Origin of the sequence: Bacteroides propionicigenes (assembly GCF_018390535.1) — a bacterium.
GTDB lineage: Bacteria > Bacteroidota > Bacteroidia > Bacteroidales > Bacteroidaceae > Bacteroides > Bacteroides propionicigenes.
Window position 1 is genome coordinate 73,479 of record NZ_JAHBBW010000011.1, and the last position, 15,080, is coordinate 88,558.

Genomic DNA, 15,080 nt, shown 5'->3' on the forward strand with positions numbered 1-15,080 from the left:
TCTCACCGTTTTTCGTTCAATGCGTTTATGATAGGCTTGCGCAACGAATGCCAGGCAGGTACAAGGGCGGACAGAGTATTGAGTACAATACAGAGTAACAACACAGCCACGAATACCAACGGAGCAAACAACATCTCGCCCGAAACCGTAATGTCCACTCCCTGCGGCACACTGTCCGGCCACTTGTCGAATACGTTAAACACCCATTCACGCATTGTATACATTATTACCCATGCCAGCACCAGTCCTAAAATGCCGCCCGCCAACGTCAGCAGCAGGTTTTCCCACATCACCTGCGAGAGCAATGCCCTGCGCCCCGCACCGAACGACTTGCGCACTCCCATTTCCGCCAAGCGGTTCTCCATGCGGCTCGCTATCATTCCACTCAGGTTGAGGGCAGGAACCAGAAGTAAGACAAGCAACACCAGTAGGAAGTAGCGCACCGTGGCCCACACATCAAATTCCTTGCCTACGAAAGAATGGAAGATGCTGACGAGATGCGACACCGGCTGTTCCCAAAACTCCACCTTCCACTCATCGGGGTGCATCAAGTTCTCCTTGCGGACAATATCTTTGACTTCCGCTTTCAAGGCATCCGCTTGTTCATTGTCTTTCACCAGAAAAGTCACAGAGTACGCTCCCAGATAATCCATGCCATATTTCGGTTCCCGATAATCCGCCTCCACACTATAAGGCAAGTAGACTTGCGCATATGAGCGTTGCATCAAGTAGCTGGCAGCATCCACCACGCCACAGATACGATAATCGGTATAGTTTAACCGGAACGAACGTCCTACCACCCCTTTTGAGACACCGAACAGGCGACGAGAAAGTTCGTCGGTGATAACCGCCGTACAAATACCGCCCGCCAAGTCGGATGCCGTAAACGGTTTTCCTTCGAGAAAGCGGAACGGATAAATACGGAAAAATGCGGGGTCAGTGAGCTTTGTCTTTACGGAGAAATCGCCACTGCGATCGGCAGGCTGTATATAGCTGTCGCTGAACGTTCCGCTATTCAGTTGCGCCGATACACAGAGTGCGTTGCGGGTAGGATAAAACCAGTCTTGCAAAGCCTTGTAGGACACCGCCCACTGATAGACTGACTTGTTACCTTCCGGTCCTTGTTCTATTCGGCAATTCGTCAGGTAAAGCGTGTTCAAGCGGTTCACCTCCGGGTAAACGGGAGCTATCTTGACGTAATAGGCTATCGCCATAACCATTGTCATGGCAATGGCAAGCCCTGTGCCGGCGATGTAGAGCGTACTGAACAATTTGTTCTGTTTCAGCAATGCCCATGCCTGTTTCAGATAGAGATGTATCATTTCAGTTTCAGTTTGTTCTTATTCTTATACTGGCTCATGTCGCTCACCACCACTTCATCGCCCGGTTGCAAGCCGCCAACTACTTCCACAAACTCAAAGTTGGAATCGCCCAACTGTACTTTGCGTTTCACAATCTCCTTGTCGGAATTGCGGACAAACAATTCATACTCCCCGCGTCCCACATAGTAAGAAGCGTTGGCTATGCGCATCACATCCTCTTTCACGGCGTTCATTACATATACATCCGTCTTCAAACCTGAGCGGAGACGGCGGTTGTTATCCTCATTCAACTGTACGGTAAAGGAGATAACGCCGTTCTTGGACAACGGAGTGACGCTGCTTACCGACCCTTCCAACTTTTCATTACCAACCTTCACAACAGCCTTGCCGCCGGCAGATACGCGGTCGCCGTATGTATCGGCTATCTCTCCCTCTACCTTGAAGTGGCTCAAATCGGAGATAACGGCAATCTGCGAGCCCTCCGCCACCTGTGCGCCAATCTGATTATTGATGTAAGTAAGGATTGCCTTGCGGGGCGAACGTACTTGCGCATCGTCCAGCGTACGCTTGGTTTCGGCAAGCGTCTTGCGGAAGATGCTGAACTCCAGTTCCTGCACTTGGTATTCGGCATTCAGTACCTCTTTTTCGTTGGCATATTGCTGTTTCAGCTGTTCGTATTCCAACTCGGCTACATTGTAGCTCAACTCTGCCTGACGCACTTTGTCCGTAGTGCCGGAACCGAGGCTGTCGAGATATTGCTCATTGCGCAACTCCACCTTTTTGCGGTTCAGCTGCATGGCAGAGACTTTTACTTTCATCTGCAAGTCATTCAGTTTGGTCATATTCTCCAGCTTGAGCTGTTTCAGCTTATAGCTGCGCATCTGTTCCTCGTCCAACTTCTGTTTATAATCGGTTTCGGCGCTCTGCAAGTCCAGCTTCAAGATAGGCGTGCCTATATCCACGCTGTCGCCACCTTTCTTATATACTTCCAGAATACGGGTATTGATAGGCGAATTGATAATCTCTTCAAAGGCGGGAACCACCTTGCCGGAAGCGCTTACACTGACCTCAATCGTGCCCCGGCTTACCTGAGAAAACACAAGGTCTTTTTCTCTCACTCCGGTACGCATCAACGAGATGAGTACACTGATAACGATGATGCCCGCAGCACCCATACCGCCATAACGAATGATTTTCTTGTTACGTTCTTTGTTACGAACTTCTTTCGGAATCTCTCTATCCATATTTTTCTGTCTTTATTTACTGTTTTATGTTGCCGCCGTCCTGTTGCATAAACGGACAGCCCGTTATTCTTCGTCCTTACACTTGCGAAATCCGTGCCAAAGATGTAAATCATTGAAAACAAGCGTTAAGGCAAAAAAGAAGAGTGTCCGTTTTCGGACACTCTGTACATTTTCGGATAGCGGAACGGTACAAAAAACACTATCAACGTTTGGTACAAGGAATACCAACGCTTGGTACAAGGAATACCAATGTTGGGTACAAGGAATACCAATGCTTGGTACGGCGTGTACCAAACGTTGGTACGCGACGTACCCTACCGCAAACGCAGCCTGTCTCCCACTTCCGGCACGTATTCCGCATCCTTGCGATTCATCTTATACAGATTCTTCAAGCGAATGCCGTACTTCTGTGAAATGGAGTGCATGGAATCTCCGTCCTTTACAATATAAACGGTATAAGGCTTGGCGGCTTTCTTTCGCTTGCCTTTCAGATAGATAATATCACCTGCTTCTAAAGTATAGTCTTTATGCAGGTCGTTATACTTCACCAGTTTCCGCCAGCTAATGTCGAACTCCTTGCCCAAGAATTGGAAGGTATCACCGTCACGAGCCACGACATAAGCAATGTCATTGGCTATATATACCTGATGCGGATTGGCAAGCCAGGGTTTCTTCTTCAATTCTTTCTCCCAATTGCGGGCTTCACGCTTGCTCATACCGCGGCTGTCATACTTATACAGGTCGTAATCCTCGATAATGGTTATCAAGCGGTTGGCGTAAGAGGGGTCTGTGGCATAGCCCGCTTTTTTCAGGCCGCGTGCCCAGCCTTTGTAATCGGTAATCTTCAACTTAAACAGGAAAGCATAGCGGGCGCCGCGTTTCAAGAAGAGCGAGTGGTCTTCGTAAGAATCCTTCGGATTGCGATAGGCACGGAAACATTCGTTACGGGCATCATCATCATGCCTCACACTGCGCCCGCGCCAATTACTTCCGCACTTTATGCCGAAGTGATTATTACTTTTACGCGCCAGTGTGCTTTGCCCTGCGCCACTCTCCAGCAATCCCTGTGCCAGCGTAATACTGGCAGGTATCTTGTGCTCCTGCATCTGCTCTACGGCAAGAGGGGCATATTGTTTGATATATTCATTGTAGCGGGAATTTCTGCGCTGCGCCTGCACAGCTACAGAAAGGAGGAGAAGTGCTATAATAGCAGCCAGTCTGAAAATAGGTTTCATGCTTCAAATGTTGAATTTGACACAAAAGTCTGCAAAAGAATTGAAAAAACCAATCTCTTTCCTATCTTTGTAACATTAATTACAATAAACTATTACTCTATGAAGGACCTGAACATACAAATCGCTATCAAGATATACGACTACGAAGAATTGAACGCCGCAGACCGCGAGCTGATGGATGCCGCCCGTCAGGCAACTTATCGCAGCTATGCCCCCTACTCGCACTTCTCGGTAGGCGCAGCCGCCCGACTGGCAAACCACACAATTGTTACAGGCACCAATCAGGAGAATGCAGCCTATCCGTCGGGGCTTTGTGCGGAACGCACCACCTTGTTCTATGCCAACTCCCAATATCCCGACCAAGCGGTAGAAACGCTTGCCATAGCCGCCCGCAACGAACACGGGGAGTTTTTGGAAGAACCGATTCCGCCGTGCGGCGCCTGCCGGCAGGTGATGCTCGAAACGGAAAAACGCTTCAAATGCCCCATGCGCATCTTGCTGTTCGGCGAAAAAGGCATTTATGAACTGAAGAATGTAGGCGCATTGCTGCCGCTTTCATTCGACGCGTCTTCCATGCAGTAAGATGTCAGGAAAGCTAAAATCGCCCGTATCTGTAGAATATATATAAAAAACTGTAATCCGTATACAAAACTTAAACATGAACTTCGTATTTTTGCAGCAATAAAACACTAACTACGAATTTTATGTTACGTACTATCAGACTGACACTTGCAATTGTTTTCTTTGCATTCATCACTCTCCTGTTCCTCGATTTTAGCGGGACACTGCACAGCTGGATGGGCTGGATGGCAAAAATACAATTCCTCCCCGCACTGCTCGCACTGAATGTGGGCGTGGTAGTGCTGCTTGTTGCATTGACCCTATTGTTCGGACGCGTCTATTGCTCCGTTATCTGTCCGCTCGGTGTGTTTCAGGATGTCATTTCCCGATTTGCAGGCAAACGGAAGAAAAACCGTTTCCGTTACTCTCCTGCGCTGAAATGGCTGCGTTATGGAATGTTGGCATTGTTTGCCGTTGCGCTTGTTGCAGGCATACGCTTCCATGCAGTAGCCTCATTGCTCGAACCGTACAGCTCGTATGGCCGTATCGCTTCCAATCTTTTTGCCCCCGTCTATCAGTGGGGCAATAATCTTCTGGCATATTGGGCGGAACGGGCAGACAGTTACGCTTTCTATGAAACAGAAGTATGGATGAAAAGCCTGTCCACCTTCATCATAGCGGTCATTACTTTGGTTGTGCTCGCAGTATTGGCATGGCGAAGCGGACGTACCTATTGCAACACGATTTGTCCGGTGGGCACTGTGCTGGGATTCCTGTCCAAGTATTCCCTTTTCAAACCTGTTATAGACACTACAAAATGTAACGGTTGCGGACTTTGCGCACGCAACTGCAAAGCATCGTGCATCAACTCCAAAGCCCACGAAATTGATTACAGCCGGTGCGTGGCGTGTATGGATTGCCTTGATAAATGCAAGCAGGGGGCTATCACTTATACCCGCCGGCATAAATCAAATGCAGCAAAGGCATCCGCCCAAACTCAGGAGAAGACAAGTACTCCAGATTCAATTGATGATACCCGGCGTGCCTTTCTCTCTGCAACGGCAGTGTTGGCTACAACAGCCGCTTTAAAGGCACAAGAGAAGAATGTGGACGGTGGACTGGCAGTTATCGAGGAGAAGAAAATTCCTGCACGTGCCACTGCCATTATCCCGCCGGGGGCGTTGAGCGCACGCAATTTTGCACAACACTGTACGGCTTGCCAGCTTTGCGTATCGGTATGTCCAAACCAAGTGCTGCGCCCCTCTTCCGACTTCATGAAACTGATGCAGCCGGAAATGTCCTACGAGCGCGGTTACTGCCGTCCCGAATGCACCAAATGCTCGGAAGTATGTCCGGCAGGAGCTATCCGTCCTATTACCAAAGCTGATAAATCTGCCATCCAGATAGGCCACGCCGTATGGATAAAGGAAAATTGCATCTGCATCACCGATGATGTGGAATGCGGCAACTGTGCCCGTCATTGCCCGGTCAGCGCCATACAAATGGTAGCATCGGACCCGGAAAGTCAGGAATCCATAAAAATACCCGTTGTCAACACCGAACGGTGCATCGGTTGCGGCGCATGCGAGAACCTTTGCCCGTCACGTCCGTTCAGCGCAATTTATGTGGAAGGACATATGATGCACAGGACAGTGTAAGGATAAGATAACAAAAGAGAATGACTACGAATTATATAAATAAACGACTGAATTAATTAATATCATTGGGTATCTGTCATTCAGAGCGTAGCGAAGAATCTACTCTCTGTGTATACATCAAGAGAGTAGATTCTTCGCTACGCTCTGAATGACAGATGGTACCGAGAAACTAAATACGGGGACTTATGGATAAGAATAATAACAAGAATAGCAAGAAGATAAACCGCCGGGATTTCTTCAAACTAGCCGGCGCAGGAACATTTGCATCGGCAGCCACATTATACGGCTGTTCCGGTAAGAACAACAGCTCGGACAGCGAATCAGCTGCATTGGGCGAAATTCCCACCGATAAAATGGTCTACCGCACCAACCCCACTACGGGCGACCGTGTATCATTGCTGGGTTATGGCTGTATGCGCTGGCCTACCCGAAAACGGGCTGACGGAAAAGGCGATGAAATAGACCAGGAAACCGTCAATGAGCTGATTGACTATGCCATTGCGCATGGAGTGAACTATTTCGATACATCCCCGGCATACGTACAAGGTATGTCCGAACGTGCTACGGGCATCGCCCTGAAACGTCACCCGCGTGAAAAGTTCTTCCTCGCAACCAAGCTGTCCAATTTCAGTTCCAACACCCACAGCCGCGAAGAATCACTTGCCATGTACCACCGGTCTTTCCGAGAATTGCAAGTGGACTATATAGACTACCTGTTGCTGCATGGCATCGGCATGGGTGGCATGGAAGCCCTGCACAGCCGTTATTTGGATAACGGTATACTCGATTTCCTTCTGGAAGAACGCAAAGCGGGACGCATCCGCAATCTCGGTTTCTCTTATCATGGAGACATAGAAGTTTTCGACTATCTACTCTCACGGCACGACGAACTGAAATGGGATTTTGTACAAATCCAACTGAACTACGTTGACTGGAAACATGCCAAAGAAGTAAATACCCGCAATACGGATGCTGAGTATTTGTATGGAGAACTCGTGAAGCGAGGCATACCTGCCGTCATCATGGAACCCCTATTGGGAGGACGCCTTTCCAAACTGAACGACCACTTAATGGCACGCCTGAAACAACGCCGTCCGCAAGACAGCGTGGCTTCCTGGGCTTTCCGCTTTGCCGGAACTTTCCCCGATGTATTGACGGTACTGAGCGGCATGACGTATATGGAACATCTGCAAGACAATCTCCGCACTTTCTCCCCCCTCGACCCCTGTACGGAAGAAGAAATGGCTCTGCTGGAAGATACGGCACAGATGATGCTGACCTATCCCACCGTGCCATGCAACGACTGCAAATACTGTATGCCTTGTCCCTACGGACTGGATATACCCGCCATTCTACTGCATTACAACCGATGCATCAACGAAGGCAATGTACCTAAAAGCAGTCAGGATGAAAACTATCGCGAAGCGCGCCGCGCCTTCCTCATCGGTTACGACCGCAGTGTGCCGAAACTCCGTCAGGCAAGTCACTGTACCGGATGCAATCAATGTAACCCGCACTGTCCGCAAGGTATTGACATACCCAAAAAGTTACAGGAAATAGACCAATTTGTAGAAAAACTGAAACAGGAGACGTTATAATACAGATGAAGAAAAAGACGATAGTACTTTTTTCGATAGCCGGCATTTGGGCGGCGACCGGGTTTGCACAAACAGTCAAAGACAGTGCACGCATTGCCAAGAACCTGACTATAGATGAAGTAGTAGTGACCGGAACAAGAAATGAAACGGATGTACGGCATCTGCCGATGACTATCTCCGTAGTCAACCGCAAAGTGTTGGAACAAAGTTTCCAGCCTTCCGTTCTGCCTGTACTGACGGAACAAGTGCCCGGACTGTTCACCACAAGCCGCGGCATCATGGGCTACGGCGTATCTACGGGAGCGGCAGGCGGAATGAGTCTGCGCGGTATCGGCGGCAGTCCTACGGCAGGCTTGTTGGTACTGATTGACGGGCATCCCCAATATATGGGATTGATGGGACACCCCATTGCCGACGCTTACCAAACGATGCTTACCGACCGGGTGGAAGTACTTCGCGGTCCGGCTTCGGTGCTATACGGTTCCAACGCAATGGGAGGAGTTATCAATATAGTGACCCGCAAGATGCAAGAGGACGGAATAAAGACAAACGCACAAATCGGCTACGGCTCCTACAACACGCTACAGACGGAAATTTCCAACCGCATCAAGAAAGGACGTTTCAGCAGCATCATTACCGGCTCTTACAACCGTACCGACGGACATCGTGACGATATGGAATTTGAACAATACGGCGGTTATGCCAAGTTGGGATATGACTTCAACGATATCTGGAAGCTATGGGGTGATGTAAATATCACCCAATTCAAGGCCTCCAATCCGGGCGAAGTCGGCAATCCGTACATAGACAACGATTCACGCATCACACGCGGTATGACTTCGTTCGCCCTTGAAAACCGTTACGAAAAGAGTTCCGGTGCTCTAAGTTTCTTTTACAACTGGGGACGCCATAAAATAGATGACGGCTACCATCCCGGAGGAACACCGCAAGAGTCCCACTTCAACTCCAAAGACCGGATGCTGGGTATATCATGGTATCAAAGCGCCACGTTTTTCAGCGGCAACCGCCTGACTATAGGTTTCGACTATCAGCACTTCGGCGGCGAATCATGGAACAGAGTGGTAGCTTCCGGCGAACGCATTCCGGGTGTAGACAAACAAATGGACGAATTTGCCGGATATGTTGATTTCCGTCAGGACCTCGGCGAATGGCTGTCTTTGGATGCCGGTATCCGCGTAGACCACCACTCGCACGTAGGTACGGAATGGATACCGCAAGGCGGACTGTCATTCCATCTACCCGAACAGGTGGAAGTGAAGGCTATGGTCAGCAAAGGATTCCGCAATCCTACCATTCGTGAAATGTATATGTTCCCGCCACAGAATCCGGAGTTAATGGCGGAAAGTTTGATGAGCTATGAGTTGTCTTTCTCGCAACGGACTTTGGACGGCGCTTTGTTTTACGGTGTAAATCTCTATTATATCGACGGTGATAATATGATTATGACTGTTCCCACCGACGGCAAACCCAAGAATGTTAATACCGGTGAGATTAAGAACCGGGGTGTTGAAACCAATATCAGTTACCGCATTACTCCTCACTGGCAGGTGAATGCCAATTATAGCTGGCTGCACATGAAAAATCCGGTAGTTGCCGCTCCCGAGCATAAGCTCTTTGCAGGAGCAGATTTTACATACGGACGCTGGGGAGTATCAACCGGACTGCAATATATAAAGAGTCTCTATACCAACGTAAACAAAGGCAAAGAGAAAAAGGAAAGTTTTGTTCTTTGGAATCTACGCGCCAATTATCATTTATGCCGCTATGCCGATGTTTTTGTAAGAGGTGAGAATCTGCTGGCGCAACGTTACGAAATCAATGACGGTTTCCCTATGCCTAAAGCTACTTTTATGGGTGGCGTGAATATCAACTTCTAAAAAAAACGAATATTGCCGTTGCAAGACTGTATACGTTTGAAATAATAGTTCTAACTTTGTAAAAACAAAAAATGATTATCCGATAAACAAAAAATAATTCTATTAACGATAAAAAAACATGGAAACAAAAACTGTAAAACTCTACTCGCTGGATTACAGCAATGCAAAAACTTACTTGATTGCCGCATTATTCATTGCAGGCAATATGGCACTGCCACAGTTGTTCCACCTTATACCGCAAGGTGGCATTACATGGTTACCCATTTATTTCTTTACCCTAATCGGTGCATACAAATTCGGTTGGAAAGTGGGACTGCTGACTGCCGTTCTCTCCCCGATAGTTAATTCATTGTTGTTCGGAATGCCGCTTCCCGCAGTACTTCCTGCCATTTTATTAAAGTCCGTATTGCTGGCAGTAGCTGCAGGTTGGGCTGCACACCGCTTCAACCGTATTTCCCTGCCTATCTTATTGGCTGTTGTTCTGTTCTATCAAGTAATAGGCACTTTAGGCGAGTGGGTGATGGCAGGCAACTTCTTTCAAGCCGTACAAGACTTCCGTATCGGTCTGCCGGGAATGGCAATGCAGGTTGCGGGCGGATATGCGCTGATAAAATACAGCGCGTCACTGTAAAGCCTCAACCCAAAAAGAAAACCTTAGAATCAATAATCAGAAAAAGAAATGATGAACTCTTTCTGTTCATTGAATTCTAAGGTTTCAACCAATATAATCTACGAGAATCAAAAAATCAACATTATATCACCTTGTAGACCAGCATCCTGTAACAAAGAATTTTCTGATACAAATAACTCCGGTTTCCATATTATTTTATCTTGTTTCAATCTTAAATCCCCCACAGCTCTATTATTCCATGAGTTCGTAACTTCCAGCCTTAATTCATTGTTCCCTTTTTTCAAGTAAGGCGAAACATCCAAGTTCCAAGGAGAACACCAAATAATTCCAGTCTTTTGCTCATTTATGTATACTTCCGTTACACAATTATTAGAGGGTAATTGAAGAAAAACAGTTTTGGCATCTTTCCATTCAAAAGATGTTTTATAAACTGCTGTCCCTGAATAATATCGAATCTTTGAATATTCTGATTTATTCCAATATTCAAGCTTTCTACATTCCATCTGCCCTACCCCTTGATAACGGCAATTAAAATCAATTGTCCATTTACTATCAATAATATATCGTTTCTTTAGTAAAGGCTTATCATCCAATTGTTCGTTATTATTAGAAAACACCACAAAACAAGATTCCCTAGGAGATAAATGTAAAGTAACCAATCCTTTATCTGCCGATAAACGATAGCGTTTTCCCGAAACCGCATCCCATAATTGTGCATATTGATATTTTGTTTTAAATGTATATAATCCTGAAACGATACTGTCAGTATGATTATTCAAAAAATAAATATCGCAATCATTCGTCTCTCTATGTGCAAAATAAAGTTTTTCTCCATATACATCCGGTAATATACAAGCCTTTTGTAAAGCCTCATCTAGAGTCATTCCAGAAAAAACTTTCCCTTTACCATAACCCTCCGAGTTCCATAAAGCACTTACCCAATCTTCATACTCTTTATCCTTACCCATATCCTCTTTACATGGTGATCCTGTCGGTCTGTTACCATATACATAAACACCTTGCTTTACCAATGAAGCTATTTTACGTAAAGCACCTAACGAGATTTCACCCGAACGTGGAAGTATCATCATAGAATAACTCTGTCCTGTAGGTAAAACAATCTTTCCCTCACTAGGTTCCATTCGGGATAACAACGCATCTTCTGAAAAGGCATCAAAATCATATCCGGCAGGTATCTTTGGTAGCCGATGAGTTAAGATTCTTACAGGAGCATTATTACCTAAATAAACACATAAATCAACAACCGGTCTTCCTTGCCGCATAACATAACTGACACGTGACTGATAATCTCCAAAATTACGACTTTTCTCCCACCAACTGTTATTACGCGAATAGGTTGCATAAAATCGGCCTCCCGGATATCCGGCATATTTAGTATACGGTTGGTGTACAGAAGCACATACGACAAACTCATTAATACCAAGTGAATACGCACCATCCGCAATATTCTTCAAATCACCCGGCATTGTAGTCAAATCTCCATCCGTGAAAGCTTCAGCTGAAGCTATTTGTTTACCATATAAATGAGCAGATGAGGACGATTCTTTTATATCATAATTGCCATTCGGTTGCATAAGCCAAAACTCCCCCTGGGGCTTCTGCACCTTACTTTTAGCAACAATCGGTATTGCAACTATACATTGGGCATTCCCTGTAGCCTGTGCCGTAAAAACAATATTACGATTACGACACAACCTATCAAACGTACCATAATAGCGTTCTGAAATCAAATCAGCAATTGTAAGACGTACATCATACAACACACTCTCTGAGGTTCTGACATCACCAATTACATATCCGGCCATTACCGGCAAATAAGGAGATAGATCATATCCCCGAAGTCGTTTGAACTCCAACAAAAAATCATCAGTCCAGTTTTGTGCACCTGCTTCGTGGCTATCCATTGCCATACCTTTCAAATTATTAATACCATAATAATCCAATGAATCTAACACCTGTTTAAAATAGGCATTAAATTGCAAGGTCGAAGCTCGGGATGACATCTTATCGCATTCCAATCCCATCATATCCGGACGCCCATGCTTTACCCTTCCACCTGTCGGTACCATACATAGTCTCAATATCCGCCAGTGACCTTTTGGTGCATCCCATCTCAAAATACCATCTGTTCCTACATATCGGGTAATATCCAATACTTTATCAGACGGTACAGCTTCTCCCTCAGAATAAGCCGGAGTTGTCATTGTTTTCTCAATGTATTCTGATATATAACCAGCCTTATATTCATATTCATTAATCATAGGATCCGAACTTAATGCGATTCCTCCCAGACGCAAAGGTTTCCCCTCCGCCGAACCATTCCATCCTTGTAATTTAATTCTATAAAACCTTGCCTCTACTGGTAAAAAAGATATAGTTTTCTTTTTATAACTCTCGTGGGCACGATATAAAGGTTTCAAATCGCAAACTTTATGATATACCTCTCCATCTTCACTATATTGCAATTCTCCCACTGGAGGTAATGTCTTATATCCAGTCCCAACAAATGTTTCTTGAGGTTCTCCCGGAACATTCGTTGCACTAGTGGTTGCTTTACCTGATGGACCTATTATATAGGATATGCTCCTCAAAGACGTAGCCTTTGTATAATCTATATTAATGCATACCGGAACATCTTCCATAGCAGGAATATTATAAAGTACCTGTCCTCCAAAAAGAAGTTCTGGTGTGACTTGAGATATATTAGCAGAAAGCTTTATACAAATCTCCGGAACGTCTTTTGTCGGAATGGCTATAACTCTTATATCCCGATAAAAATTATATTTATTATTGGGAGCTTGCAGTTTTAGCGCCAATGGTATTCCACCTGCTACAACAGTTTCAATACTTTCCAGACGTTTCATGGCATCGCATGGTTTAATCCACGGACCACCCGCCACAAATCCATTCGATACATGAAATTCAAAATCAAGCCCTAAACGTTTCGTCTCTTTAGCTATATAATAAATATTATCCCACCATTCTTTACTCATCGACAGCTCCGTATTCGGTAACTGGTCACCATGAACCTGGTCGTAGTAAACAATTCCTCCGATTCCTACACGTTTGAATGACTCCAAGTCTTTAGTCATTCCTTCCCGAGTAGAAGGAAATTTTCCATGAAACCACCACATCTTAGTCCGTGTAGAATCCTGCGGGTTCAAGAAACCATACAATGTATTATGCAGTGACCCACCAGGTAATAAACGGGAACCAGCATAACTCATTGGACCTATCAATAGAAGAACAAAAAACAATCTTACTATCTTCATGAAAGCTATTTATATAAAGTTGCAACAATAAAGAAAACAAGTTGCCTCAAGCATATTACTTAAATACTCAATAAAATGTTGAGACAACTTGTTTCAAATATACAATTTAATACCCCGGGTTATTAGTCCATGAAGTATGAATGTTCATTACCGTTAATGGTATAGGCAATAACAAATCTTTTTCAGACGGATTATTTGCTCCCATTTTAGACACGTGCTCATAATGATCTGAAAACTTTTTCATGGTCGAAATAAAAGTATCTTTTCCCATTCTTACTAAATCAAAATACCGTTTGCCCTCACCAATGAACTCACATCTTCTTTCATACATAATGTCATCCATTGTCGGGGTATGCCCCAAAGAAGCTAAACCTGCCCTTACACGAATAGCGTCAATCCACTCCGTAGCTAATTCCGCCTTACCATTATTAATCAAAGCTTCGGCATAAAGCAAATAGGCATCAGCAGGTCTCAATATCGGGAAATTCAACGGATAATCGTTCCATGCCTTTATTGTTTTATTGGTATTATCTTTAACCAAAAATTTTATCATCATACAACGTTCTTTATAATGGGCGGCATAATCTTCAGGAGTAAATCCATGCTCTGTTGTATCCCAATATCCCTCTGCTACAGATGTTTCCAAACGCTTATCGTTCTGTGCTTTCATGTCATTTACCAACAATTCATCTACCCTAAAATCCTGTCCTTGCAAATGATAACCGCTATAGAACCATTCCGGTATCATCACACCTCCGGAACCCTCCGTAACATATCCGGCTAAAGAAGAACCGAGACCTTGATTCCCGGATGCAAATTGTACAGAAAACAAATCGTACATATTTTCTTTATTCACATCAAAAATATAAGAATAATCAGGAGCAAATCTCTTCTTGACTTCATCCATAATAGGTCCTAAGATTGTTTCCGCCTTCTGATAAGCATTCTTATCATTCATCGGATACCCTGCCATTGTTACATAAACTTCAGCCAATAAGCATTTCGCAGCAACAGAACCAACTCTTCCCGCTTCTTCTCCCGTATAAAATGTCTCCAAATTATTTCCGGCATATTCCAAATCAGAAATAATCAGCTTATATACCTCTTCAGCAGGCTGTCGAGACAATGTTCTGGCCTCTTCATTCAAAACAGGATAATCTATCACAGGCTGAGGTCCATACGCCCTAACAAGTTCAAAATATGCCAATGCTCTGAGAAAAGAAGCCTCAGCACGATAACGTGTATATTCATCAGGAACTTTTTGCAATAGCATGTTAGCATCTCCAATTATTTGATATAAACGTGCATATATATCTTCATTAGTACCTGTTACATCGGTAACGGCATAATTCCTAAAATCAACCTGATCTCTCTGAGCATTTGCTAAAGCTGCATAATATAAATTATCGGAACGCCCTTCAGACGCCATAAAATAATAAATTGTTGGAAAATCTAAATTTCCGCCATTGCGCCCCAAACGAGCATAAACTCCCATAGTAGCCTGATTAATTTCAAACTCCGAGGTATAAAATGTATCTGCAAAATTATTCTCAACCGGATAAATATCAATAAGGTCATTACAGGAACATAACCCACATGCAGCTATCAATGCTACTATATATTCTTTTGTTTTCATAAGC

10 protein-coding genes are annotated in these 15,080 nt (G+C 45.0%); 5 read left to right on the forward strand and 5 right to left on the reverse strand.

Going from position 1 to position 15,080, the window contains the following annotated elements:
• Nucleotides 1-2: 2 nt before the first annotated feature.
• From KG118_RS13345 to KG118_RS13355, 3 genes are all read right to left on the reverse strand, one after another.
• On the reverse strand, nucleotides 3-1,322 hold the full coding sequence (locus KG118_RS13345; protein ID WP_118323927.1) for an ABC transporter permease: 1,320 nt from the start codon (nucleotides 1,320-1,322) through the stop codon (nucleotides 3-5).
• Nucleotides 1,319-2,566 carry an efflux RND transporter periplasmic adaptor subunit gene (locus KG118_RS13350; RefSeq protein ID WP_117712405.1) on the reverse strand — a complete coding sequence of 416 codons (1,248 nt, stop codon included), beginning with the start codon at nucleotides 2,564-2,566 and terminating at the stop codon, nucleotides 1,319-1,321. Before KG118_RS13350 ends, KG118_RS13345 begins: the two co-directional genes overlap by 4 nt.
• A gap of 314 nt (nucleotides 2,567-2,880) precedes the next feature.
• Nucleotides 2,881-3,801: a glucosaminidase domain-containing protein gene (locus KG118_RS13355; protein WP_117712404.1), complete on the reverse strand. Its 921-nt coding sequence runs from the start codon at nucleotides 3,799-3,801 to the stop codon at nucleotides 2,881-2,883.
• A gap of 99 nt (nucleotides 3,802-3,900) precedes the next feature.
• Between KG118_RS13355 and KG118_RS13360 the strand changes: the two genes are divergently transcribed.
• From KG118_RS13360 to KG118_RS13380, 5 genes are all read left to right on the forward strand, one after another.
• Complete coding sequence (locus KG118_RS13360; protein WP_117712402.1) at nucleotides 3,901-4,383, forward strand: cytidine deaminase; 483 nt, start codon at nucleotides 3,901-3,903, stop codon at nucleotides 4,381-4,383.
• Between the two features lie 122 nt (nucleotides 4,384-4,505).
• The gene (locus KG118_RS13365) at nucleotides 4,506-6,020 is read left to right on the forward strand and encodes a 4Fe-4S binding protein (RefSeq protein WP_117712400.1); all 1,515 of its coding nucleotides are present in this window, start codon (nucleotides 4,506-4,508) and stop codon (nucleotides 6,018-6,020) included.
• A 185-nt stretch (nucleotides 6,021-6,205) separates the two neighbouring features.
• A complete protein-coding gene (locus tag KG118_RS13370; protein ID WP_117712398.1) occupies nucleotides 6,206-7,618 on the forward strand; it encodes an aldo/keto reductase in 1,413 nt (470 codons plus the stop codon).
• Between the two features lie 5 nt (nucleotides 7,619-7,623).
• Nucleotides 7,624-9,516, forward strand: coding sequence for a TonB-dependent receptor (locus tag KG118_RS13375; RefSeq protein WP_117712396.1), 1,893 nt, complete (start codon nucleotides 7,624-7,626; stop codon nucleotides 9,514-9,516).
• Between the two features lie 118 nt (nucleotides 9,517-9,634).
• Complete coding sequence (locus KG118_RS13380; protein ID WP_117712394.1) at nucleotides 9,635-10,147, forward strand: ECF transporter S component; 513 nt, start codon at nucleotides 9,635-9,637, stop codon at nucleotides 10,145-10,147.
• A gap of 107 nt (nucleotides 10,148-10,254) precedes the next feature.
• Here KG118_RS13380 and KG118_RS13385 read toward each other — a convergent pair whose 3' ends face one another.
• A complete protein-coding gene (locus KG118_RS13385) occupies nucleotides 10,255-13,440 on the reverse strand; it encodes a glycosyl hydrolase (protein WP_117712392.1) in 3,186 nt (1,061 codons plus the stop codon).
• A 106-nt stretch (nucleotides 13,441-13,546) separates the two neighbouring features.
• On the reverse strand, nucleotides 13,547-15,076 hold the full coding sequence (locus tag KG118_RS13390) for a RagB/SusD family nutrient uptake outer membrane protein (RefSeq protein WP_117712390.1): 1,530 nt from the start codon (nucleotides 15,074-15,076) through the stop codon (nucleotides 13,547-13,549).
• Nucleotides 15,077-15,080 lie beyond the last annotated feature (4 nt).

Bases quoted from the DNA above. Each gene is read 5' to 3' on its own strand.
- KG118_RS13350 (WP_117712405.1), bottom strand. From the start codon at position 2,566: ATGGATAGAGAGATTCCGAAAGAAGTTCGTAACAAAGAACGTAACAAG.
- KG118_RS13375 (WP_117712396.1), top strand. From the start codon at position 7,624: ATGAAGAAAAAGACGATAGTACTTTTTTCGATAGCCGGCATTTGGGCG.
- KG118_RS13380 (WP_117712394.1), top strand. From the start codon at position 9,635: ATGGAAACAAAAACTGTAAAACTCTACTCGCTGGATTACAGCAATGCA.
- KG118_RS13345 (WP_118323927.1), bottom strand. From the start codon at position 1,322: ATGATACATCTCTATCTGAAACAGGCATGGGCATTGCTGAAACAGAAC.
- KG118_RS13355 (WP_117712404.1), bottom strand. From the start codon at position 3,801: ATGAAACCTATTTTCAGACTGGCTGCTATTATAGCACTTCTCCTCCTT.
- KG118_RS13365 (WP_117712400.1), top strand. From the start codon at position 4,506: ATGTTACGTACTATCAGACTGACACTTGCAATTGTTTTCTTTGCATTC.
- KG118_RS13390 (WP_117712390.1), bottom strand. From the start codon at position 15,076: ATGAAAACAAAAGAATATATAGTAGCATTGATAGCTGCATGTGGGTTA.
- KG118_RS13385 (WP_117712392.1), bottom strand. From the start codon at position 13,440: ATGAAGATAGTAAGATTGTTTTTTGTTCTTCTATTGATAGGTCCAATG.
- KG118_RS13360 (WP_117712402.1), top strand. From the start codon at position 3,901: ATGAAGGACCTGAACATACAAATCGCTATCAAGATATACGACTACGAA.
- KG118_RS13370 (WP_117712398.1), top strand. From the start codon at position 6,206: ATGGATAAGAATAATAACAAGAATAGCAAGAAGATAAACCGCCGGGAT.